The organism is Trichocoleus sp. AS-A1, from assembly GCF_039962015.1.
GTDB lineage: Bacteria > Cyanobacteriota > Cyanobacteriia > Cyanobacteriales > FACHB-T130 > FACHB-T130.
Genome location: NZ_JAMPKG010000053.1, coordinates 1 through 23,673, shown reverse-complemented (window position 1 = coordinate 23,673; position 23,673 = coordinate 1). Strand labels below are relative to the sequence as shown.

The following is a 23,673-nucleotide window of genomic DNA, read 5'->3' as shown; positions in this document are numbered from 1 at the left end:
AGTTAAAAGACCCGAAAGTTAGAGTTTCTCCAGAATTCCAGCTTACACCAGCCCTCGTTTTTTCAGTTTGGACAGTGCATCTTCAGCAGCAGCTTTCTCAGCATCTTTTTTGCTGCGTCCTTTACCTTCCCCGTAGGCTTTATCGCCCACAAGCACTGTGGCGATGAACTCTGGGGCGTGGGGTGTTCCGCCTGCTTGTTTGGTGACATATTTCGGTGGTGTTGAGCCAAGGTCAGGATTTGCTTGCACCCATTGTTGAAACCGATTTTTCGAGTCCACCTTGGAGAGAGACACTACAATATCCTCCGGAACGGAATCAAATAGTGGTTCTACAAAATCGCGGACTTTCTCAACATCTAAATTGTTATCTAGATAATAAGCGCCGACGACGGCTTCAAAGGTACTGCTGAGTAAATTTGGATTATAGTAGCCTCCCTCACGAATGGCACCTTGACCTAACCGCATTTTGAAGTTTAAATTTATCTCGGTAGCGAACTTTGCTAGCTGCTTTTCATCTACCAGCGCGGAACGCCTACGAGTCATTTGGTCTTCTCCCATTTGTGGGTGACGACGATAGAGATATTCGCCACTTAAGAAAGTTAGCAAAGCGTCACCCAAAAATTCTAGACGTTCGTTGTTTTCGCACTCTCCGGGATTTTCATTGGCATAAGAACGGTGTGTAAGCGCATGAAGCAAGAGTTTTTCATTCTGAAAATTTGGAAATTCCATTTTGATTGCTCCTAGTTTTGGGTAAATTAATTGCATGGAAATATCAGTACAAGTCATTGATGGCTATTAACTAGGTGAACACGAAAAAACCGCTCAATAGCGGTTTTTGGATAAACCCGGTTTCTATATCAAACCGAGTTTTTGATAAGTAGCGATCGCTTGATTCTCAAGCTTTCAGTAATCGGCTTAACTATACTAACAATATTTCCTCATTTTGTAATTTTATTTTGCCCTGTTTTACGACAGCCGCAACAAATTTTTTGAAGCTTGAAAATTTCGTCCCATCAGGTTTATGAATCGTGGAAACCCCTTTATAGTTAGGAAACCGCTGACTTTGACACATCAGGCTGGCAATGATGGAATATGTTGTACTCCTACCCTCTCGAACCGCAGTTTTGATAGCTTCCATAAAGCAGTTAACAGCATCATTGTAGGTGATATAAGGCAACTTGCCATCTTTCTGAATCACTGCCTTGTTGCTAACTAAGTTAGGTAGTTCATCTACAAAGTGAAAGTCATCAGCAACAATTTTTAGAGTTTGCTTCACATTACCTCGTTGAGCGACAACTATCGCCTTTTTACTCAACTTTTTCTGATTCAAAACTAACTTTTTGAAATCCCCATCTCCCGATACAATAATAGCCACATCGGGAGGCTGGTTGCCGTGAATATCTTCAAGATAGTCACTCATTAATCGATCATCAGCAGCGTTCTTTAAAGGACAAGGGACATCAATCCCGGTGAAACCAATACTTCCTAGATTTTTCTCGGTAAAAAAATGGTTTCCGGACTTTGAATTGTAGTAAACCTTTCCACTAATCAAACGCCCTTGGGAATTGGCAAAAGCCGCCATTAACTTTGCTTTTTCTTCTGTAAAGGGGACATTTTGAGAATCCCAGTAAATTGAAACTAACGGTTTCTGCTTGTTGATTTTTGTTTGGGAAGATCCAAAAATGCTTTTCATTTTGATACGTCCAAAATACGGGTTGAATGGACAGCATCAACAAATCGCGCATCTAACCTTAGAAAAAAGCCGAGTGAAGGATTTAAAAAAAAGATAATAAACCCCGACTAAGTTAATAGCCTGAATCAACTCTTTTGCCTGAGAAGTATTGAAGTTGCAGTCTCAGGTACAGAACTTTTAGCTTCCTGCTAAGCGTGCAGTCAACCATTTGAACGGACATACTGTTCAGCCAAATGGTTGACTAGACGCTCAGTAGGAAACAAAAAAACCGTGTACCTGAGACAGCATTCAAAACTTCTTTAATGCGAGATTTTTGTACTGTCTGCAATGTATGGGCTAAATCTAGCATTGGAAAAACTTGGATGTCAAGGTTAATTAGGTGGATTTTAAGCGGAGGGCTTAGTTGAAGGCGACAAACATTGCGCTATGCTGAAAAGTTGGACTTGCATCGCTTTAAAAATATGCCTGCATCTGTAGCTAACCCCGCCTTTCCCCTCGCTGCTGTAGTGGGGCAAGAAGCAATAAAAATGGCGCTGCTATTGGCAGCAATTGATCCCGGACTGGGAGGGGTAGCGATCGCGGGTCGTCGCGGGACTGCTAAATCGGTCATGGCACGCGCCTTGCACTCCCTTCTGCCCCCCATAGAAGTCGTCAAAGGATCGATTAGCAATTGTGACCCCGATTCCCCCAGCGAGTGGGATGACAAATTATTGGCAGAAGCGAATGCTCAGACGGATGCCCCGATTGACGCGCAGGTGATTCCGGCTCCATTTGTGCAAATTCCTTTAGGAATCACAGAAGATCGACTGCTGGGTTCTGTGGATGTCGAGCAATCCGTTAAACAGGGGGACACGATATTTCAGCCTGGGTTACTGGCGACAGCACACCGGGGTGTCCTCTATGTAGATGAAATTAATCTACTTGATGAGCAAATTGCTAACCAACTGTTGACTGTTTTATCGGAAGGACGCAACCAGATCGAGCGGGAAGGGATTAGCTTTCAGCATCCTTGTAAGCCTTTATTTATTGCCACTTACAACCCGGAAGAAGGGTCACTGCGAGAACATTTGCTCGATAGAATTGCGATCGCGCTTTCCGCTGATGGTGTACTCGGCTTAGATGAACGAGTGCAAGCAGTAGAACAAGCTCTCGCCTACGCTAAATCCCCAGAAAAATTTCTAGAACAATACACCGAAGACATCGACAACCTGAAAACTCAGATCGTCTTGGCGCGGGAATGGCTGAAGGATGTTCGCATCACCCGCGAGCAAATTGCTTATCTAGTTGATGAAGCAATTCGAGGCGGAGTGCAGGGACATCGAGCCGAACTCTTTGCGGTGCGAGTTGCCAAGGCTGCGGCTGCTTTAGAGGGGCGCACTAACGTGACGGCGGAAGACTTGCGCCGTGCAGTGGAATTGGTGATTGTGCCCCGCGCTACAGTCGTGCAGACGCCACCAGACGAAACGCCTCCACCGCCACCACCACCGCCACCGCCCCAAGATGAATCTCAGCAAGAGCAAGATGAGCCGGATGAGAAGGATGAAGAGGAACCGGAAGAACCCCAGGAGGATCAGTCCAGTATTCCGGAAGAATTTGTCTTCGATCCAGAGGGTGTCATCCTCGACCCTACCGTGCTTTACTTTGCTCAGATGGCTCAACGTCACGGCAAGTCGGGCAGTCGCAGTCTGATCATTTCAGAAGATAGAGGGCGCTACGTCAAGCCAATGTTGCCAAAAGGCAAGGTGCGGCGAATTGCTGTTGATGCGACGCTCAGAGCCGCTGCACCCTACCAAAAGGCGAGGCGGGAGCGAAACGATGCCGCGATCGCGCAATCCCTCGGTGGTCAGGGAGGGCAAAGAGGAGATCGGCGGGTATTCGTCGAGCAGGCGGATGTTCGCTCTAAGCGCTTAGTCCGCAAAGCCGGGGCGCTCGTCGTTTTCGTCGTTGATGCTTCTGGCTCGATGGCGCTGAACCGGATGCAGTCAGCCAAGGGTGCGGTGATGCGCCTGCTGACGGAAGCCTATCAGAACCGCGACCAAGTGGCGTTAATTCCCTTCCGGGGAGAACAAGCCGATGTGCTGCTACCGCCAACCCGTTCGATTGCTTTAGCGCGGCGGCGTCTGGAGCTATTGCCTTGTGGCGGCGGCTCCCCTCTAGCTCATGGTTTGACTCAGGCAGTGCGCGTCGGGATGAATGCTCAGATGTCTGGGGATATCGGTCAGGTGGTGATTGTGGCGATTACCGATGGACGGGGAAATATTCCTTTAGCTCGTTCTTTAGGCGAACCGATGCAGGAAGGGGAAAAGCCGGATATTAAAGCTGAATTGTTGGACATTGCTTCCAGAATTCGCGCTTTGGGGATTCAGTTGTTAGTGATTGATACGGAAAATAAGTTTATTTCCACCGGCTTTGCGAAGGAATTAGCGAAGCAATCTGGGGGGAAATATTATCACTTACCCAAGGCAACCGAGCAAGCGATCGCTGGAGTGACCAGAGGAGCGATCGCAGATATGAAATCTCGCTAGTGCAAAAATCTCTAGGAACCCCACCCCCAACCTCTCCCCGCAAGCGGGGAAATCGGGGTTCCCTCTGGGGATTAGGGGCAGGGAGCCGGAGCCGCAGGCGATCGCGGGGTGGGGTTCTTTTATTACGGGTAATCAACCAGAGTTAATATCACTTCTCCCCATTACCAATTACCCATCTCAAAAACTCTTCACCGCCCTATATTTCGCTTCAACTGCTCAAGCTCGTCGTCCGCTTCCCAGTGCTTAAATTTAGCCTCTAATGGATCGGGACCACTGTTGATCGGGCGGTGGTAATTCTGATTCCAGCCAACCGTCTCCGCACGCTCCTGAGCTTGAGAACTTGTACGCGCTGCTTGCGCCTGAACAGCTTTAGTATGGACTTCCTGGCGGCGAACTTGAATTTGACGCTGTAGCTGTTTTGCTTGCTCGCTTCGCTGTTTAATCCCTTGCATCTGTCCCCAAAGTTGATTACCTTGACGTAGCAGGGCTGCTTCTCGCTCTTGGGCAGGCTGGACTAAATCGAACCTGTTGGCAGCTTTTGCCTTTTCAATCCGGACATGCCAGCGCTGAATTTCTTGAGCGGTTGAGAGGATTTCATCTTGTAATTTTTTCTCTTGCAGTTGCAGGTCTGCAATCAGCTTAAGGGCATCATCTTCTTGTTCCCGTAGCTGCTCCTCTAGCGCCTGTAATTCCAAATGAGGATTATTCCGCAAGAATTCTTCTAATCGGGTTTCTAAAAACCGGCTGAAATCGTCAAATAGACCCACTGCAAGAACTCCCACTACAGGTTTGTCATTATGTTAGCAATTAGGCGCAATCGCTCATCAGCCATTAGTCATTGGTCATTAGTAATAGATTCATGACTAATCACGAATAATTCATTCAAAACTTCTGCCCAACATAAACAGAACGGACTTCTCCGTTGCGTCGGATAACCGCTTCCTGATTCGAGATGGAAACCAAAGTCCATCCACTAGAGCCAATGTTTTCGCCCACGCGGATGCGGTTGGCAACACCGCCGAAGTCAAATAGAGCAGCAGAGCGATCGCCCAATTCTAAGACTCCCACAAGCGTATGCGTCGCCGTAGGAGCCGGATCTGGGTTGGGTGCGGGTACTGCGGCTGGGGGCGCGGGGGGTGCTGGGGGTGCCAGGGGTGGTAAGGCAGGGATGGGGAGCCGAGGCATTGTGGCAGCCATCGGAGGCAGTGTCAGAGGTTTGGAACCCAATGAGGGTGCTGAGGGACGAACCGACGGTGCCGGACGACTGGCTGGGGGTTTGGGACGCACTGGCGGCATCAAATTCACTGAGGGCGCGGGACGTACTGGCAGCATCGAACTCACTGAGGGCGCGGGACGCACCGGCGGTACCGGACGCCTTGGCAGTGATGGAAGCAAGGGAGGACGCACTAAGGGGGAAACGCCTTGCAATCCTAGGGCAGATTGTGGAACCACAGACTGACTTTGGGGTGATGGATAGATGGGAATGTAGACTCTTTCCATAACACCCGATCCTCTTGCTGCCCCAGCCGCATTTCCGGGGACAGTTGTCACGGGCGGCAGATTAGTCCCTTGGGGCGCGGCGGCACTTCCCGTGCGTTTGTTCGCGTCAGCTTTGCGATCGATGACTTCAAGCGATCGCTGCATATAGTTCACAAACTGCTCATCTGCTTTAGACTGAACCTCTTGGCTGACGGGTGGAATCGTTGCGGGGGGCGAAAAGAGCCAATTTAGCCTGCCCTGACTCACCAGCCACAGCAGCAATGTAGCTGCCGCCGATGTCAAAGCCAGTCCCAGCAGGAGTTTCTCAAATAATTTGCCTTCCCCACGATCCTTGTTGTCTTCGGGTTGAATCTCCTCTACGCTGATATCCAGCGCTAGAGGCGTTTGCACAATACTGCGGGGTGTATTGTCTGGTTGCTCCGGGAGCAGCTCCTCTGGTGGCACCCAGGTAGGGGGCAAGGTGACTTGCGAAACTTGGACAGGTTGTAAGGAGATATACTCTGACTGCGGCTGCTCTGGAGTTGAGATGCTACCGCCCTCCAAAACCCGGTCGATGTCTGCAAACAAGTCGTCCATCAATTGATCGGCATATTTGTCAACCGACCAAGGTTGGATAGAAGTGGAATTTGCCAAGGGTGCTGAGTCCCTCTGGTTATTGCTAACATCCTGAGTCATCGATTGCTCACTCTCGTGGCTACACTGAATCAACGATAAGCCTTAAGACATTTGATGGGGCTTATATCGGTAAAGAAATTCCTAATTGTGGGACATTATTCCCTAAGGCAATCAGTTGTCAATGCTCCCTGACTGATTGGTTCAAAGAACGCCTTACTTCTAGCTTATATTTTCCCGTGGCGACCAAGCCAATTTTATCGTTAAATTGGGCTTGACCCAGTTAGCAAACCATGCTTTTTGTCACTTGTCAATTGTCAACGGGTAGAGAGGGGACGAATCTCATCTCTCGGTCAGTTGTTGATGTTTTTACCACTCACTCAGGCAAGGAGGCGGTACCAAAAAAGCCTCTACGATGACTGGCTGCTAACCAAGGCGGTTTGCCGAGAGCGTAATTCTAGATATACCAGTAAAGCGTTGATATCAGCCGGATTGACGCCGCCAATTCGAGCTGCTTGACCAATCGTGAGCGGTTGCACTTGCGCTAACTTTTCACGAGACTCCTTCGAGAGAGTCTCGATCGCTGCATAATTTAGATCCGGCGGTAGCTGGCGGTTTGCATGACGGCTCACTTGGTCAATTTGGTGCTGCTGACGCTGGAGATACCCAGAGTATTTGAGATCGATTTCTGCGCCTTCTTTCTCCACGGAGTCTAGACTGGGGTTGCTCAGTCCGTAACGATCTAAGTCAACGTAATGGAAACCAGGGCGTCGTAGTAAATCAGCCAGAGTAATCGAGCCTTTGATGGCTTGTTGGGTGTCAGACGCGATCGCCTTCCCGATCTCATCATGCTCCTTAATCCGCGTCGAGTACAACCGTTCCTTCTCAGCAGCAATATTCGCTTGCTTGTGTTGGAACAACTCCCAGCGACGGTCATCAATTAAGCCGACTTCCCGACCCAGCGGCGTCAAGCGCTGATCTGCATTATCCGACCGCAGTAACAACCGATACTCAGATCGGCTAGTTAGCATCCGGTAAGGTTCCCGCAAATCTTTGGTACACAGATCGTCCATCAGCGTCCCGATGTAACTGTGTTCGCGCGGGAATACAATCATTTCTTGATTGCGGACAAATCGAGCTGCATTAATTCCCGCTACAATGCCTTGAGCAGAGGCTTCTTCATACCCGGTCGTGCCGTTAATTTGCCCAGCACAAAATAGTCCCTCTACCTTTTTGGTCATCAGTGTCGGATAGCACTGGGTTGCGGGTAAATAATCATACTCCACCGCGTAAGCTGGACGCAGCATCGTACAGTTTTCTAGACCGGGGAGACTTCGCAACATTTGCAACTGCAAATTCTCTGGCAATCCCGTCGAAAAGCCTTGAATATAAAGTTCTGGAATATCCCGTCCTTCCGGTTCAATAAAAATCTGGTGGCTTTCCTTATCGGCAAAGCGCACAATTTTATCTTCGATGCTAGGACAATAACGCGGCCCCTTTGCATCCACCCAACCGCCATAAACTGGCGACAGATGCAGATTTTCTCGAATAATCCGATGAGTCTCCGGCGTCGTCCGGGTGAGATAACAAGGCATCTGCTCCCGTTCCACCCAAACTGAGGGGTCAAAGCTGAACCACCGCACCTCCGTATCACCCGGCTGGGGTTCCAAATTAGTATAGTCTAGCGATCGCTTATCGACCCGTGCCGGAGTTCCCGTCTTCAGCCGTCCCGTTTCAAATCCCAGCCGATTCAGGGTTTCCGTCAACCCAACAGCGGCAAATTCCCCCGCACGACCCGCTGACATCGACTTATTCCCGACCCAGATGCAACCCCCCAAAAAAGTCCCGGTCGTCAGGATGACTGCTTTACACCCAAATGCCACGCCAAAGTAAGTTTCGACGCCAATCACTTCATCGTTAGCGCCCATTACCAAATCTGTGACCATGCTCTCGCGGATTGTCAAGTTTTCCTGGTTCTCAACAATCCCCTTCATCACCGCCGCATATTCCCGTTTATCCGTCTGCGCCCGCAATGCCCACACCGCAGGTCCCCGCGAGGAGTTTAGAATCCGCTTTTGTAGGTAGGTGCGATCCGCCATTTTGCCGATTTCCCCACCCAAAGCGTCGATTTCGTGCGTCACCTGAGACTTGGCAGGGCCACCCACTGCTGGGTTACACGGTTGCCAAGCAATTTTATCCAGGTTAAGGGTCAGCAGCAGGGTACGACAGCCCAATCGTGCTGTAGCGAGGGCAGCTTCGCAACCGGCGTGTCCGGCTCCGACTACAACAACGTCAAAAGTGTCTTGAAATTCTATGGGCGATCGCGTGGTCATGGTCATGGTAAGCGTCTGAGTAGCAAGGACTCATCCTTCATATTAGCGATTACACCAGTCTGCTTGGAGTTTCAGCCATTGAGTGGCAAAATAAACCCGATTTAGACAGTATATAGACTTAATTCTATCGGGTGATTCTTTTCAAGTTAAAGCATATCACTCGGATTTGTCGGATGAGGTTTCGTATTCAAGATTTGTCGATTGAATACAAGGTTGGTTACTATGCCAAAACTCAGATTGATTTCTCTGTACTGCGAACGGACTGAAGACAACGCCGGGGCTGATGAAGCTTACTTGGTTGTGAATGGACAACAAGTTGGAGGCGTACAAAGTATCAACGATCGCGAAGCGCGCAACCTCACCTATATCCCGCCGATTTCTTTTACATCTTCTGCTGAAATTCGGCTTTATGACCAAGATACGGGGATTTTCGATAAGGATGATTATCTGGGCACGTTAAATGCTTCAAGTAGTCAAGTAGGCCGTGGAGAGCAACGGGGTAAGTTTACTGAGGATGATGCAGACTACACTTTGACCTGGGAAGTTCTGGCAGATTAAGTATTCTTGCTTCGTCTGTTTTTACTTGGTAGGGAAAAACTTGCATAAAACGTTTTAAAAAGACACGGTTATCCGTGTCTTTTTAATTCATTATTATCTAGCTAAAGTATCTTTTTTGTAGAGAATTTTATTTTAAATCATATAAAGTGGGATCGCCTTCATCAACCAAGATACGTTAGCCAAGGGGCACTTTGTTCGCTTCGCCTTGAATCCTTTTGCATTCCCTCAAGCTCACATAAGCGCGATCGCCAGTCATGCTTCTTGGAAAGGGTAACAAAATATACCTATAAGTTTAATTTATATTCTTTTGCTGAGTGGATTTCGTCATAACCAGGACATCTGGGTGATAGAAGTGGTAGTTAATGGTGAACAACTTCCAAATCTAGGGCCTGTATAAAGAAAGTTGAAAGTTCGTGAAGTATTTTTTCCTTTCTGATGGATGGACTGTCGGTCGAGTATGGGAATTCGGCGGCTTATGGAACGAAAACTCTTGGCGACGCAAACCCGAAATTCAGCAAATGAACCTTTGCATCTTCGAGCAAGGCGAAAAACTGTGGCTGTATCGAGTAGAAGACGCCATTCTTATGGTCGAAGTCAAACCCACAGCTCATGTCCCAACTGAGTCAGCCAATCAGAATATTGGTCAAGTAGTGCTAAAACGCTTGATTGATGCTGAAGAGGTCATCCAGAGAATGAACGAGTCAGCAGCGTTACCCCAACTCAGCAGCACCCAGGAGTCGGGATGAAAGGTTAAGAATGCGATCGCTACCTTAATCCCAACTGTCAACCCGCTTGCAATGGATTCTAACAATAGTTACACTTCTTTAAATGGTAACTCCCCTCGGTCTTCCGACCTAGGAATGGCGTGAACCTGGTGTGACGAGGCCAAAAACCTCATCGACATGATAAATCGTGTCTGTAACATCTGCCGAGGTAAAACATCAAGTACGCGAAACTCTCATGCAAAAAGCCTGCAATCGGCATGGCTCTTGAAGCTAAGAGTAGGTAACATAATCTTTCATTTTCACTTTTGCCTTGTGAAACAGTCCCGCAGTCTTGCAAGAGAGCTTCTCTGGCTTAGATTATGGTAAACAACGGCAAATCGCACATAAAAAAAGAAGCGTCGAAGTAGACACTTATTCATCTGAGGAGGAGCGTAGTCAATGGGACTACCCTGGTACCGAGTACACACAGTCGTCCTGAACGATCCAGGTCGATTGATATCTGTACACCTGATGCATACTGCCCTCGTGGCAGGCTGGGCCGGTTCGATGGCCCTGTACGAACTCGCAATTTTTGACCCCAGCGACCCAGTCCTGAACCCCATGTGGCGTCAGGGGATGTTTGTACTGCCATTCATGGCTCGCTTGGGTGTAACCGAATCCTGGGGTGGTTGGAGCATTACTGGCAGCTCAGGAAACTACCCTGGCGTATGGTCATTTGAAGGCGTTGCTGCCGCTCATATCGTCCTTTCCGGTCTGCTGTTCCTGGCTGCCGTCTGGCACTGGGTTTACTGGGATTTGGAACTGTTTAGAGACCCCCGCACCGGCCAACCAGCGCTCGACTTGCCAAAGATGTTTGGCATTCACCTGCTTTTGTCGGGTCTTTTGTGCTTTGGATTCGGTGCATTCCACCTGTCGGGGCTATTTGGCCCTGGTATGTGGGTTTCCGACCCCTACGGTATCACTGGCAGCGTCCAACCTGTCGCGCCAGAGTGGGGACCCGATGGCTTTAATCCGTTCAATCCTGGCGGTGTCGTCGCTCACCACATTGCAGCAGGTGTCGTAGGAATTATCGCTGGTTTGTTTCACCTAGCAGTTCGACCCCCAGAGCGGCTCTACAAAGCTTTGCGGATGGGGAACATCGAAACTGTGCTTTCCAGCAGTATTGCCGCTGTATTCTTTGCCGCCTTCGTTGTGGCAGGTACGATGTGGTACGGCAGTGCTACAACTCCGATTGAGCTGTTTGGTCCCACCCGCTATCAGTGGGATGGCGGTTACTTCAAGCAAGAAATTGACCGGCGCATTCAAGCCAATATTGCTGAAGGGGCGAGCGCTTCCGAAGCTTGGTCGCAAATTCCAGAAAAACTCGCATTTTATGACTATGTCGGAAACAGCCCTGCGAAGGGTGGTTTGTTCCGCGCAGGTCCAATGAATAAAGGAGATGGGATTGCTCAGGCTTGGTTAGGGCATCCAATATTCAAAGATGCTGAAGGTCGGGAATTGTCGGTACGTCGTCTTCCCAACTTCTTTGAAACCTTCCCCGTGATCTTGACCGATAAAGACGGTGTGATTCGCGCCGATATTCCGTTCCGTCGGGCAGAATCAAAAAATAGCTTTGAGCAAGCGGGTGTCACCGTAAGCTTATACGGCGGTGCTTTGGATGGGAAAACTTTTGATGACCCCGCTAAAGTGAAGCAATTTGCTCGTAAAGCTCAGCTGGGTGAGCCTTTTGCCTTCGACCGCGAAACGCTGAATTCTGACGGGGTGTTCCGCACCAGTCCCCGTGGCTGGTTCACATTCGGACACGCTGTATTTGCTCTGTTGTTCTTCTTCGGGCACCTCTGGCATGGCTCTCGGACTCTGTTCCGGGATGTGTTTGCTGGGGTTGAAGCTGACCTGGAAGAGCAGGTTGAGTGGGGTCTGTTCCAGAAAGTGGGTGACAAGAGTACCCGCAAGAAGGAAGCTGTCTAGAAATGTAATCAGGCGAAAGGCAAAAGTTAAGTATTTTTCTTTGACCTTTTGCCTTTTTAGTTTTTCTTGACAAGGTAGACTGGTAGTAAAGCAAACAATCAGGAAATTCTGATATGGAAGCCGCTGCTTACATTTTGATTTTGACCCTCGCATTGGGTACTCTCTTCTTTGCGATCGCTTTCCGCGAACCTCCTCGGATTGAGAAGAAGTAGTTCGCACCTAAAGCTCGCAGCACTACAACTTAATATTTAGGAAAAGCTACTGAGCCGCAACTGTCTTAACCCTTGTATTTCCACAAGGGTTAAGATAATAACCGGCTCAGCTTTTCCAATTTTAGGTATTTCTTTAGTAAAGTGGCAGATAATTCTAATCCTTCCTCACGCTCGTCTATCCAACAAGCGAGGACTTTTTAAAATGCAATGTCCTTTATGCCAGTACACCGATAGCCGTGTCCTTGAGTCCCGTTCCACGGAAGCCGGACAAAGTATCCGGCGACGCCGCGAGTGTTTGAAGTGCAATCATCGCTTCACTACCTACGAACGCATTGAATTTGTTCCAATTACGGTGATCAAACGGGGAGGTCAGCGAGACTCCTTTGATCGTTCCAAGTTAATTCGTGGGATTGTTCGAGCCTGTGAAAAAACCGGCATCCCCCAAGGAACTCTGGAAGTATTGGTTGATGAAATTGAAGCAGAATTACAGCAGCGCATCATCAGAGAAGTCACCAGTCAAGAAATTGGGGAATTAGTCCTCCAGCGTCTGCAATCTATCAGCGAAGTTGCATATATCCGTTTTGCCTCGGTCTATCGGCAGTTTCAAGGAATTCGAGATTTTGTGGATACCTTGAATCATCTGCGAAGTCATGGCAGTGGAACAGAGGAAGACACGGAACTAACAGATCCTCTCGAAAATAATAAGCCTTCCTTATCAGAGCCTGGTGACACAGCAATCCAGGCTTCTTTGTTTATTGGTTATTAGTAACTAGCGGTTGACAAAGCTGCTACAGTATGCGGTAGAGATGCGGTAGGTACAGCCGAACATTTTTGAATTCAAATTTATCTAGCTTTCGTCCTGGCGACGTTGTAATTGGTAAAGCGATCGCTCTGGAGCCGGAGGGCGCTTTAATTGACATTGGCGCACCAACAGCTATTTTTCTCCCAATTCGGGAAATGTCAATCAATGAGATTGACTCTCCAGAAGAAGCCTTGCAACTGAACGAATCCCGCGAATTTTTGATTGTAAATCAATACGATGAAGCGGGGAATTTGATACTTGGTCTTTCCATCCGACAGCTAGAGAAAAAGCTGGCTTGGGAACGAGTGCGTCAAATGCAAGCCGAAAACGTCACAGTTTACGCCATAATTTTTGAAACTCATCGCTTTGGCGTATCAGTTAAAGTTGAGGGGTTGCGCGGCTGTGTTTTACATTCTCGTCTCGATACCCGTAAGCCGAAAGAAGAGTTAATGGGAGAAGAAATCCCTATCAAGATCGTTGAGGTAGATGAAGACCGCGATCGCTTGTTTGTTTCCCATCGACTAGCACTGTATCCAGCAGGGATAAAGCATTTAGAAGTTGGTCAAGTTGTTACTGGGAGAGTACTTGCACTCAAGCCGTATGGTGCATTTATCAATATTGCAGTCATTAACGCTCTGCTGCACATTTCCGAAATTTCCCACGCTGACTTTGACAAACCTGAAAGTATTTTTAAGGTCGATGATGAAATAAAAGCAATGATAATTTCGATGGATGCTGAGAAAGATCGCGTCTCACTCTCCACAAAAGCACTAGAACCCGAACTAGGTGATATGCTGAAAAATCCTCAGAAAGTCTATGAAAAAGCTGAGGAAATGGCGGCAAAGTACCGCAACCAGATGCAGAAATAGTAGTTGTTGCCTCAGATGTAGTCTTTAGCTGAAATACCGCTTACCTACTGCTAGGGAGCAATTTTAGCCAAACGGAGGATGAGCAAATTAAGTTATAATATCCTGTCTGGACAACTTCTCGCTCCTAGAAAATCTCATACAATAGGTTTGGCGAGAGAGCTATGTAGGTGTAAACTGCACGCGGTAAACGTGGGCGTACATCGACAGGAGGCACAGTTAAATACGGAGATAACACCAGGAAACGATACGCATGGTCAATCAGAAAACAACCGCTACAGCAGATATTGGATTTTCTCACGAAGATTTTGCGGCCCTACTCGATAAGTACGACTATCACTTTAATCCCGGTGATATTGTCGCCGGTACCGTGTTCAGTTTAGAGCCTAGGGGCGCTCTGATTGACATTGGCGCTAAAACAGCGGCTTACATTCCGATTCAGGAGATGTCAATCAATCGGGTTGATGCTCCGGAAGAAGTGTTGCAGTCCAACGAGACGCGAGAATTTTTCATTCTGACCGACGAGAATGAAGATGGACAGCTAACCCTTTCCATCCGCCGCATTGAGTACATGCGAGCATGGGAGCGAGTCAGGCAGTTGCAGACAGAAGACGCTACAGTGCGATCGCTTGTCTTCGCTACCAATCGCGGTGGCGCGTTGGTACGGATTGAAGGATTGCGCGGGTTTATTCCTGGTTCTCACATCAGCACTCGCAAACCCAAGGAAGATTTGGTTGGTGAAGAACTACCGCTAAAATTCTTAGAGGTAGACGAAGACCGCAACCGTCTAGTTCTGTCACACCGACGGGCGCTAGTCGAGCGGAAGATGAATCGTCTGGAAGTGGGCGAGGTCGTTATTGGAACAGTACGAGGCATCAAGCCTTATGGTGCATTTATCGATATTGGCGGCGTCAGCGGACTGCTGCACATCTCCGAGATTTCCCACGACCACATCGACACACCTCACAGCGTCTTCAATGTCAATGATGAAGTGAAAGTGATGATCATTGACCTTGATGCTGAACGGGGACGGATTTCGCTCTCCACCAAGCAGCTAGAGCCAGAACCAGGCGACATGATCAAGAACCGCGATCGCGTCTATGACATGGCGGAAGAAATGGCGGCTAAGTATCGGGAGCAGATGCGAGCCAAGCTGCAAGGCACTACGATACCTTCTATAGAAATCGGCGTTTCTGACGAAGAAGCGCTACCTCCTATCGAAGATGAAGACGTGCCACCTGCTACAGAAGAGGCAGAAGTGCCACCCGCTATCGAAGCTGAAGAGGTGCCACCCGCTACAGAAGAGGAAGAAGAGTCACCTGATACAGAAGCTAAAGAGCTGTCACCTGCTATAGAACAAGAGTAATTTTGTTAGGAGACAGAGAAATTTCAGATTTTAAATTTGAAATTAGTGATGACCAAAGAGGGAATTTCCCTCTTTTTTTATTGCAGTTTAATGAGTTGAGGGGGAAATTTTGGTAACAATTCGCTGTCGAGAGGTCACGTTCCCGAATATCCAGGCGGTAATTTTTGACAAGGACGGCACCCTAGAAGATTCGGAGTCATTTTTGAGAAAGTTGGGGCAAAAGCGATCGCGCATTATAGACGCCCAAATTCCCGGAACCGGAGATCCTTTATTGATGGCGTTTGGCATTAATGGAGATACTCTCGATCCGACGGGGTTATTAGCCGTAGGCAGTCATGGAGAGAATGAAATTGCTGCTGCTGCTTATATTGCTGAGACCGGGCGGGGGTGGTTGGAATCAAGAGCGATCGCTCGTCGCGCCTTTAATGAAGCCGACCAATTTCTAAAAGATGCTGCCCCTTCCCCCTTATTTGTCGGTTCCTTGGAAGTGCTGCAACTTCTGTTTCAAGCTGGCTTAAAATTAGGAATTTTATCAGCTGCTTCTACCTCACGAGTAGAAGCATTTGTCAAGCGTCATCAGCTCTCGCCCTATATCCAGCTAGAGATGGGAGTTGATGAAGGTCCCACTAAACCCGATCCAGCCTTATTTTTGCAAGCTTGCCAGAGACTGGGAGTTTCACCCAGCAATACTCTGATGGTGGGAGATTCTGCCGGAGATATTCAGATGGCACGTCAGGCGGGGGCGGCGGGTTGTATTGGCATCTGCTGGGGAAAACCGGAGGCGGCGCATCTAGAAAGTGCAGATGTCGCGATCGCGCAACTCGACGAAATTCAAATTTTGGATGCTAATGGCTAATCGGTGAGAACCCCTGACACCCGTTAGCCATTAGCTATCAGGCAAATTCCCAAAGCGATCGCGATAACGAGCTAACAGGTTTTCCATATCAGCAAGCTGTTGTTGAGCAAATTCCCGCTGCTGGCGTTCTTGTTCGGCTCGTTGGCGTTCTTGTTCGGCTTGTTCTTCTGCCTGCTGTCGCCTCTGAGTTTCCCGCTTTAGCGCCTGCATTAGCTCATCGGCAATTAGCAACTTTTCCCCAGTATCTTCTCGGTAAAAGCCAAGTAGTTTCCCTTTTAGGAAAGCCTTGGGAATAGTCAAGAAACTGGTTAGCAAGAACAGTTGCCTGACGCTCTGCCAAGTATTGTTTGAGGACTTCCAAAGTCGTCAAAATGGCATAGAGATGGTCATAGGTTTCTGCTACTGGTTCACCATCGGCACTAGGGGAAAAGATTTCTGCGGTTGGGCTGTCGGTAAAATTGCTGTCATCACTAGCACCGTCTCAGCGTCACCGATTTATTTGTAATTGGCATGAGCGCGATCGCTTTCGTCTCCACCAAGAGCGACTATTCTGATGGAAATCATCGAAAAATTCCCGCTACAAGCAGATCCCCGATGTCTTCCCAGTGTAACGCCAAATACGTAGGGCAGCCGATTCGCTTCATCAAAGCTTTATCAAAGAAATTGACTATTATAGCGATCGCGTCTCAATGTTTTTAGGATCGCAGGTTAAAATAGCTTAACTTAACTCAAATCACTGCCCTAGCAAGAGCCATCATCCCAGGAGGAATTGCCCTTGTCTCGTCGCTACCTATTTACGTCTGAATCTGTTACTGAAGGTCATCCCGATAAAATCTGCGATCAGATTTCTGACACCATTCTAGATGCGCTACTGACACAAGACCCCAGCAGCCGCGTCGCCGCAGAAGTCGTCGTCAACACCGGCTTAGTGCTAATCACAGGTGAAATTACCACCAAAGCTCAAGTAAATTTCGTTAACTTAGCCCGGAAAAAAATTGCAGAGATCGGCTACACCGATGCCGATAATGGCTTCTCTGCCAACAGCTGCTCAGTCTTGGTTGCCTTGGATGAACAATCCCCAGATATTGCCCAAGGTGTTACCACCGCGCAGGAAACCCGCGAAGAAGCCAGCGACGACCAATTAGACGCCATTGGCGCTGGCGATCAAGGCATCATGTTTGGCTTCGCCTGCAACGAGACACCGGAACTGATGCCCTTGCCGATCAGTTTGTCACACCGAATTTCTCGCCGCCTTGCAGCAGTTCGGAAAACTGGACAATTGCCTTACCTGCGTCCAGACGGCAAAACTCAAGTAACGGTTGCCTATGAAGGTGGGAAACCCGTTGGGATTGACACCATCCTGATTTCCACGCAGCACACCGCCAACATTGGTGAAATTAGCGAGCAATCCGCAGTCCAAGCCAAGATTAAAGAAGATTTGTGGGCGGCGGTTGTACAACCCGTTTTTGCGGATATGGCGATTCAGCCGGACGAAGAAACCCGCTTTCTAGTCAACCCCACTGGCAAATTCGTCATCGGGGGACCTCAAGGCGACTCTGGTCTGACCGGACGGAAAATTATTGTTGATACCTATGGCGGCTACTCCCGTCATGGTGGCGGTGCCTTCTCCGGAAAAGACCCGACAAAAGTAGACCGCAGTGCGGCTTACGCTTGTCGCTATGTGGCTAAAAACATTGTGGCGGCTGGCTTGGCAGAAAAATGCGAAGTCCAGTTGAGCTATGCAATTGGCGTTGCTCGACCCGTCAGTATTTTGGTAGAAACCTTCGGTACCGGCAAAGTAGACGATGAGCGCTTACTGGAACTGGTGAAACAGAACTTTGAATTGCGCCCAGCGGGGATTCTCCAAGAATTCAAATTACGTCACCTACCCAGCGATCGCGGCGGTCGTTTCTACCAAGATGTCGCTGCTTATGGTCACTTTGGACGGACGGATTTAGATTTGCCTTGGGAACAAACTGACAAAGCAGCACTCCTGCGGGAAGCAATGACCGAGTGTGAAGCGACTGCTTAACCCTTGTACTTCAAGTACCTGAATACCTCGAAGCTTAAAGCCGAAGAGATGCTTGCTTTGAAAAAAGCAGTTTCCTCTCGGCTTTTTTGTGAGGGTCAACAAAAAAGTTTAGATAAAAAAACTTAAAATCTTCTAGGCTAATTTTCAAATAAATAAAATGACTGCTTAATGAGAAGTCAAATGCTTAAAAGCTCTCGCCTACAGGCATTATTACCCTATTTGACCTTGTTACTTTGGTCAGTCCCTTTATTGCTATTCAGTCACGAACAGCAAAGCCTAATGGCGCATGATGAGGGACTTTACTCTTGGCGAGCTAAATTAATAGTGGAGTCTAGCAACTGGTTAAAGCCCTCTATCGCTAATTATGGTAAAACTCCCGGTGCCTATTGGTTGATTGCCAGTTCATTCTCGCTGTTCGGCATTAGTGAGGCAACTGCGCGAATACCGAGCATTATTGCTGGCATCATTAGCGTGATATTGGTCTATGAAATTGGGATAATTCTGTTAAGTAAACGAGCCGCATGGTTAGCAGCGGCAATTCTAAGTGTTGAGTTTTTTTGGTTTCAATATAGTCGATTAGCCGTTCCAGATGTGCCGATGGTTTGCATGGCACTTTTGGGTATTTGGTCTTTATTAAAAGCTGAACGACATCCAAAATATCAAGGTTTTTGGAGCTTTGTCGCTGGTATAAGTTTAGGCCTGGGCTTCTTAATCAGAAGCTATATGATTTTTTTGCCAGCGATCGCGCTGTTACCTTACCTAATTTGGGAGCATCGTCGTCACCGACATCTCACAAATCCCATGCTCTATTTAGGCTTTGTAGTTGGCTTCAGTCCAACAATCGTCTGGCTTTTGAATGGTTGGCTGCGCTATGACAAAGATACTTTTCAGGAATTGTTCCAGTTTATTTTCAGGCTTAGCTCAGATGAAAGTGATGGAAATACATGGCCTTACTATTTCTGGAATGTTCCAGCCAAAGCTTTTCCCTGGCCTTTTTTCAGCCTATTAGGTATAGGCATTTGTTTGCGAAATCTACTTCCTCGACAGAAGCTAATATTAGTTTTCCTCCCGCTGATTCTGTTTGTAGAACTCAGTTTTTTCTCGACTCGTTTGCCCCATTATGCTTTGGCTCTTTATCCTTTTGTGGCTTTATTGGCAGGACTTGCTTTGGATTGGCTTGCCAGAATTTATGAGAACAAATCGCCGCGAAAATGGCTTCCGCAAAATCTCAGTTATGCCTTTGGGGGGTTAGCTTGCTTATTAGTGTTAGCAGGTGTGGCGTTGTACGGTAGTTTTCCGATTCCTGGCGTGAAAGGGGATGCACAAATACAAAAGTATGGAGCGATCGCTCTCGGTTTGGGGTTGGGATGGCTAATGTTACCAGTGGTATGGATGGGTCGTTATTACTTTGGCAAGAAGTTTTTAACGGCTCGTTATTGGTTAGCAGCTTGGTTGGTAGGACCTTGGTTTGCTTTAGCCGTAGCGGGAAGCACGGGTTTAATCGGAGATTACAACCCTGAGATCAAGGCATTAATGCAGCAGCCGGAAATTGCTGCTGTGTTACAAACTCATCCAGTGAATTGGATCAGAGGAACGGGAAAAACTGGAGTGCTACTATGCTTTTACACTCCCGATTTGGCGAAACAGGTTAAACAAGTTTCAGAGCTGCAACCGTCTAGCTACGCTTGGATTAGGTCAGAACAACTCGCCAATTTATCCTCGCCTTACCGAGCGATCGGGAAAGTCCGAGAGTGGCAACTTATTCAAGTATTGCAGTAAGCGATCGCTACAGCTTCATTAGCGTTTAACGTTCATTCAGGTCAACGCAAATGCAGGGATGGAAACAACAACTCCATCGGTTGAAAAAAGAAACCTACGCAATTTACTTGGCTTGTAAAGATCCCAGAGTTCCTTGGTATGCAAGGATATTGGCTGGGTTGATCGTCGCCTATGCCTTTAGTCCGATCGATCTCATTCCAGATTTTATCCCAGTCATTGGTTATCTAGACGATCTGATTCTTGTGCCGCTGGGAATTTGGCTGGTACTGAAGATGATTCCCCCAGCCGTGATGGCGGATTGTCGGGAAAGAGCAACAAGCGCGATCGCTCAAGATAAACCTACGAATTGGATTGCTGCCTTTATTATCGTAGCTATCTGGTTTGGGTTAGGGATTTTAGGTGTAATTTGGATTGGACGTATCCTGAAACGTTAAGCCGCTCTTTAATAGCGAATTTGCAAGGTAACGGATGAAATAATCTTCTGTTCGCCACCCACAACCGGCGTGTTAGCAGCCTGATTTCGAGGGGATAATAAAGCCTGCTCGGAGGCGATGACTGGCTGTGGTGGATTGACTCCATTGATTTGAATGCTGACAATTTCTCGCTGATTGAGAGCGAGTGCCCCCAAAGCCGCTGCTGCTTGCTTCTGGGCGTCTTCGGAGGCTTCCTTAATCGCTTCTTGTTGAGCCTGCGCGATCGCTTCATCCGCAGCAACAAGATTAACGCCATCAATTCGTGTTGCACCGGCTTTGATGGCATCATCTAACAGCGTCCCGGCTTTTTCATGAGCAGTCCGAAAACTTACAATGTTGGTGCCGATATATCCATTCAGGGTTTGCTTACCGTCTTTGAAACTATAGTTAGGAGCGAGAGTAATTCCAGTCGTTTTTAGTTCTTCCACCTGACGGGATTTCAGCAGTTTCACTACCGCAGAAGAGCGTTGGGCGACTTGCTGCTGAACTTCCTGAGAAGTTTTCCCCTGAACTTCCACACCCAAACGCGCTTGCGCGATCGTTGTCGGAATGCTGACATCTCCTTTTCCGGAGACAGTGAGGCTTCTGGGTAGTTTCTCTAGCGTCGGGGCAGATTGGCAGGCACTCAGGCTGAGGATACCCAGCGCTAGAGAAACAATTTTTACACGATTCCAGAAATTCGGCTTAGCACTACACGGGAGAAAGCGATTCATATTTTGGAACACAAATTAGAACAACAAATAATCTCGTGTTCCTAATCTGGCACTGTAGCTTTCGAGTAGTGCTTTAGGTTACATTTTTGGAAACTTAACCCTTTCCTCGATCTTGTTTAAAACACCATACAAATCACATTGGCTCAGCGGTGGTGCTGTTATAAAAGAAGTGGAGCTAAGTGTCGAGCGAGACTCGACTCGATCTAATAGGGCTGATTTGGTCATTTTTAGCAGCAAGGCAAGGAATTTCTGCTGATGCAACCTCAAGAGCCAACCGCTGCTGACGACAACACACAGAGCCAAAAAGTTTTAGCGACTCAGCCGCTCTCGACCGACCGCCACTCGCTAAAATCTCTCTTACCTTGGCAACCGAAAGCCGGTTCTTGGCGCATCCACCAAAAGATTGGCTACGGCTATTTCCTAGCAATTGCGATTGGCTTTTTCGGTTCGCTAGCTGGGTTAGTAATCGCAGACTATTACCAAGGGCAAGGCGTCAAACAACTCAATGATGCCCACGTACAAGCACAACTGCTCGGAAATTTTAAGGATGCGGTCATCGAGGTGCAATTACATGGTTCGCATTTAGCTGCTGTACTAGAGGATTCACAACAGCTGCAATTGGAAAAAGCGCAATTTTTCGACTGTGTTAGCAAAGCTAAGAAGTTGAGGTTGGAAATTGAACGCTTCATCAAGAGCAACCCTGCCTGGTTAGCAGCAACCCCCGACACAATAAAGGAATTATTGCAGGCTTACACGACTACTTTGGACTCCTACGTTCAGCAAACTGAGTCTAGCTTGCAACCAATTGACCAATTGCAATTGCAGCCAAAGGCGGTTGAGTCAGCGCGACGGCAACTACTCATCGCGATCCGTGGGGAGTCAGCGATGACTTTAGAGCGCTTCAATGCACAATTGAGCAACCTCCTTGACATGGCTCAAAAGCAGGAGCAGCAAGGGAGAGAAGTGATGGAGAATGCTCAAGGACTGGAGAAAATCATTATTATCTTGAGTATGCTTGTTTCGGTTGCGATCGCAGGGACGATGGCGCTGCGTACCAGTCGCGCGATCGCACAGCCAGTCGTCACGGTTACTCAAGTGGCTCAGCAGGTAGCACGGGAATCTAATTTTGATCTGCGTGCCCCTGTCACCACTGGCGATGAAATTGGGTCATTAGCCACTTCTCTGAATCATCTCATCGAACGGGTATCCGAGCGAACCAAAGAATTGCAACAAGCGAAAGAATTAGCTGAAGCTTCTAGTACCTCCAAAAGTCAGTTTCTGGCGAATATGAGCCACGAGCTGCGTACACCCTTGAATGCCATCATTAACTTGAGCAAACTTCTCGAAGAAGATGCCCAGGATCTCGGCTTAAGCGATGAAGATTTTATTAGCGATCTTCAATCAATTAACTCTGCTGGCAAACATCTTCTGGCACTGATTAATGACATCCTCGACTTGTCGAAAATTGAAGCCGGGAAAATGACTCTCTACCCGGAAACGTTTGATATCAAAATGTTGATTATTAGCGTTGTCATAACAGTAAAACCGTTAGTAGAGAAGAATGGAAATGTCTTAGACGTTCATTGTGACGAGAATCTGGGCACCATGTACGCTGACCAGATTAAGGTGAGGCAGGTATTGTTTAATTTGCTCTCCAATGCCGCCAAGTTTACCGAGCAAGGTAAAGTGACGCTGACGGTGCAGAAAGATAAAAGCGCGATCGCTCAGAGTCAACTATCAGCAGCAAGTCTAAAAACCCGAAACTCTGACTCATCCTTGACCCTAAATCCTTCATCCTTAAAAACGTCCTTCATCCTTTTTCGGGTCGCCGATACTGGGATAGGTATCTCGGATGAACAACAACAGCAATTGTTTCAAGCCTTTATGCAAGGAGATGCCTCGACGACGAAAAAGTATGGCGGTACTGGACTGGGTTTGGCGATTAGCCGTCACTTCTGCCAGATGATGGGGGGTGATATTACTGTAGAAAGTCAGGAAGGGATGGGGTCTAGTTTCACGGTTCGCCTCCCCTTGAGTTTGTAAAGGACAGGGCTTACGCAAGGGACATTTCAGTCCAGTTTCACCATTGACGTACAGACAGCGGCGTCAAGCCAATGCCCCGAATCACGCGATGCTCATTCCCACTGTATTGCCGCCTGACCAGTATTGTCGCCTGACCAGTTCAATCGAGTCTGAATAACGCTTGTCTAGAACCGTATCATTTAATAGCACTTAGGCATTCTCGGACGGTTGTAGAAGGGGTTCCACGGTGTCCCGTATCATTTAATAGCACTTAGGCATTCTCGGACGGTTGTAGAAGGGGTTCCACGGTGTCCCACAACTTTCGAGGCGTCAACTTCTCGCCACACAGATAGCGATTGATACGAGCGAGCCTAATACCCTCAAGATGATCGACCAATTTCGTGACCGTGTTGTTGACAGGACTGCTCAGTAGATATTGGCAGTAGTCGAGTTTGGTGAAGCTGATCTCCTCAGTTTAAATTGCTGCTGCGTAAGCCCTGTTTAAGCTTTTTGAGCAGTCTTCTTTAACCTGAGTTCGGGATAAGGAGGGGACAAGCGAGTAAGCTAAAAGTCATCACACAACAGCTTTACAGGCTCGTCCCATGCTTAGTCTAGAAGAACTTTTTTGCTCTGTCGAT

The 23,673-nt window shown here is 48.0% G+C and carries 20 protein-coding genes and 1 pseudogene; 14 read left to right on the top strand and 7 right to left on the bottom strand.

Annotated features, from left to right (window positions below):
* Positions 1 to 42: 42 nt before the first annotated feature.
* Both rnc and NC994_RS25455 read right to left on the bottom strand, forming a co-directional pair.
* Positions 43 to 729 (bottom strand): ribonuclease III, encoded by a 687-nt coding sequence (rnc, locus tag NC994_RS25460; RefSeq protein ID WP_190433707.1) that lies wholly within the window; start codon positions 727 to 729, stop codon positions 43 to 45.
* 190 nt (positions 730 to 919) lie between these two features.
* A complete protein-coding gene (locus NC994_RS25455) occupies positions 920 to 1,693 on the bottom strand; it encodes an NYN domain-containing protein (protein WP_190433705.1) in 774 nt (257 codons plus the stop codon).
* A gap of 461 nt (positions 1,694 to 2,154) precedes the next feature.
* Between NC994_RS25455 and bchD the strand changes: the two genes are divergently transcribed.
* A complete protein-coding gene (bchD, locus tag NC994_RS25450) occupies positions 2,155 to 4,218 on the top strand; it encodes a magnesium chelatase ATPase subunit D (protein WP_190433703.1) in 2,064 nt (687 codons plus the stop codon).
* Positions 4,218 to 4,364 (top strand): hypothetical protein, encoded by a 147-nt coding sequence (locus tag NC994_RS25445; RefSeq protein ID WP_190433701.1) that lies wholly within the window; start codon positions 4,218 to 4,220, stop codon positions 4,362 to 4,364. Before bchD ends, NC994_RS25445 begins: the two co-directional genes overlap by 1 nt.
* 42 nt (positions 4,365 to 4,406) lie before the next feature.
* Here NC994_RS25445 and NC994_RS25440 read toward each other — a convergent pair whose 3' ends face one another.
* From NC994_RS25440 to mnmG, 3 genes are all read right to left on the bottom strand, one after another.
* Positions 4,407 to 4,985 (bottom strand): TIGR04376 family protein, encoded by a 579-nt coding sequence (locus tag NC994_RS25440; RefSeq protein ID WP_190433700.1) that lies wholly within the window; start codon positions 4,983 to 4,985, stop codon positions 4,407 to 4,409.
* A gap of 115 nt (positions 4,986 to 5,100) precedes the next feature.
* Positions 5,101 to 6,393, bottom strand: a complete 1,293-nt coding sequence (locus tag NC994_RS25435; RefSeq protein WP_190433698.1) for a hypothetical protein — start codon at positions 6,391 to 6,393, stop codon at positions 5,101 to 5,103.
* A gap of 347 nt (positions 6,394 to 6,740) precedes the next feature.
* Positions 6,741 to 8,663, bottom strand: coding sequence for a tRNA uridine-5-carboxymethylaminomethyl(34) synthesis enzyme MnmG (mnmG, locus tag NC994_RS25430; protein WP_190433716.1), 1,923 nt, complete (start codon positions 8,661 to 8,663; stop codon positions 6,741 to 6,743).
* Positions 8,664 to 8,885: 222 nt separating this feature from the next.
* Between mnmG and NC994_RS25425 the strand changes: the two genes are divergently transcribed.
* The 8 genes from NC994_RS25425 (at position 8,886) to NC994_RS25390 (ending at position 16,016) form a co-directional block, all read left to right on the top strand.
* A complete protein-coding gene (locus NC994_RS25425; RefSeq protein ID WP_190433697.1) occupies positions 8,886 to 9,221 on the top strand; it encodes a hypothetical protein in 336 nt (111 codons plus the stop codon).
* A 413-nt stretch (positions 9,222 to 9,634) separates the two neighbouring features.
* Positions 9,635 to 9,967, top strand: a complete 333-nt coding sequence (locus NC994_RS25420) for a hypothetical protein (RefSeq protein WP_190425142.1) — start codon at positions 9,635 to 9,637, stop codon at positions 9,965 to 9,967.
* A gap of 417 nt (positions 9,968 to 10,384) precedes the next feature.
* Positions 10,385 to 11,914, top strand: a complete 1,530-nt coding sequence (gene psbB / locus NC994_RS25415; protein WP_190411295.1) for a photosystem II chlorophyll-binding protein CP47 — start codon at positions 10,385 to 10,387, stop codon at positions 11,912 to 11,914.
* Positions 11,915 to 12,027: 113 nt separating this feature from the next.
* Entirely contained in the window at positions 12,028 to 12,126 is a 99-nt protein-coding gene (locus NC994_RS25410; RefSeq protein ID WP_190411294.1) for a photosystem II reaction center protein T, read from the top strand.
* 202 nt (positions 12,127 to 12,328) lie between these two features.
* A complete protein-coding gene (gene nrdR / locus NC994_RS25405; protein ID WP_190411293.1) occupies positions 12,329 to 12,892 on the top strand; it encodes a transcriptional regulator NrdR in 564 nt (187 codons plus the stop codon).
* Between the two features lie 65 nt (positions 12,893 to 12,957).
* Positions 12,958 to 13,797 carry a S1 RNA-binding domain-containing protein gene (locus NC994_RS25400; protein ID WP_190411292.1) on the top strand — a complete coding sequence of 280 codons (840 nt, stop codon included), beginning with the start codon at positions 12,958 to 12,960 and terminating at the stop codon, positions 13,795 to 13,797.
* A 250-nt stretch (positions 13,798 to 14,047) separates the two neighbouring features.
* A complete protein-coding gene (locus NC994_RS25395) occupies positions 14,048 to 15,160 on the top strand; it encodes a 30S ribosomal protein S1 (RefSeq protein WP_190433695.1) in 1,113 nt (370 codons plus the stop codon).
* 109 nt (positions 15,161 to 15,269) lie between these two features.
* Positions 15,270 to 16,016 carry an HAD family hydrolase gene (locus NC994_RS25390; protein WP_190411290.1) on the top strand — a complete coding sequence of 249 codons (747 nt, stop codon included), beginning with the start codon at positions 15,270 to 15,272 and terminating at the stop codon, positions 16,014 to 16,016.
* Positions 16,017 to 16,046: 30 nt separating this feature from the next.
* On the opposite strand, the pseudogene NC994_RS25385 reads toward NC994_RS25390, so the two are convergent.
* Positions 16,047 to 16,484: pseudogene (locus NC994_RS25385) on the bottom strand (hypothetical protein).
* A gap of 307 nt (positions 16,485 to 16,791) precedes the next feature.
* Between NC994_RS25385 and metK the strand changes: the two are divergent.
* The 3 genes from metK to NC994_RS25370 all read left to right on the top strand — a co-directional run bounded on the left by metK (position 16,792) and on the right by NC994_RS25370 (position 20,261).
* Positions 16,792 to 18,048 carry a methionine adenosyltransferase gene (metK, locus tag NC994_RS25380; RefSeq protein ID WP_190411289.1) on the top strand — a complete coding sequence of 419 codons (1,257 nt, stop codon included), beginning with the start codon at positions 16,792 to 16,794 and terminating at the stop codon, positions 18,046 to 18,048.
* Positions 18,049 to 18,228: 180 nt separating this feature from the next.
* Entirely contained in the window at positions 18,229 to 19,827 is a 1,599-nt protein-coding gene (locus NC994_RS25375) for a glycosyltransferase family 39 protein (protein ID WP_199299523.1), read from the top strand.
* Positions 19,828 to 19,877: 50 nt separating this feature from the next.
* Complete coding sequence (locus tag NC994_RS25370) at positions 19,878 to 20,261, top strand: YkvA family protein (protein ID WP_190433690.1); 384 nt, start codon at positions 19,878 to 19,880, stop codon at positions 20,259 to 20,261.
* An 8-nt stretch (positions 20,262 to 20,269) separates the two neighbouring features.
* Here the strand turns inward: NC994_RS25370 and NC994_RS25365 are convergent, their stop codons facing one another.
* Positions 20,270 to 21,013, bottom strand: coding sequence for an SIMPL domain-containing protein (locus NC994_RS25365; protein WP_190433688.1), 744 nt, complete (start codon positions 21,011 to 21,013; stop codon positions 20,270 to 20,272).
* 255 nt (positions 21,014 to 21,268) lie between these two features.
* Here NC994_RS25365 and NC994_RS25360 point away from each other — a divergent pair, with 255 nt between their 5' ends.
* The gene (locus NC994_RS25360; RefSeq protein ID WP_190433686.1) at positions 21,269 to 23,056 is read left to right on the top strand and encodes an ATP-binding protein; all 1,788 of its coding nucleotides are present in this window, start codon (positions 21,269 to 21,271) and stop codon (positions 23,054 to 23,056) included.
* Positions 23,057 to 23,673: the final 617 nt, after the last annotated feature.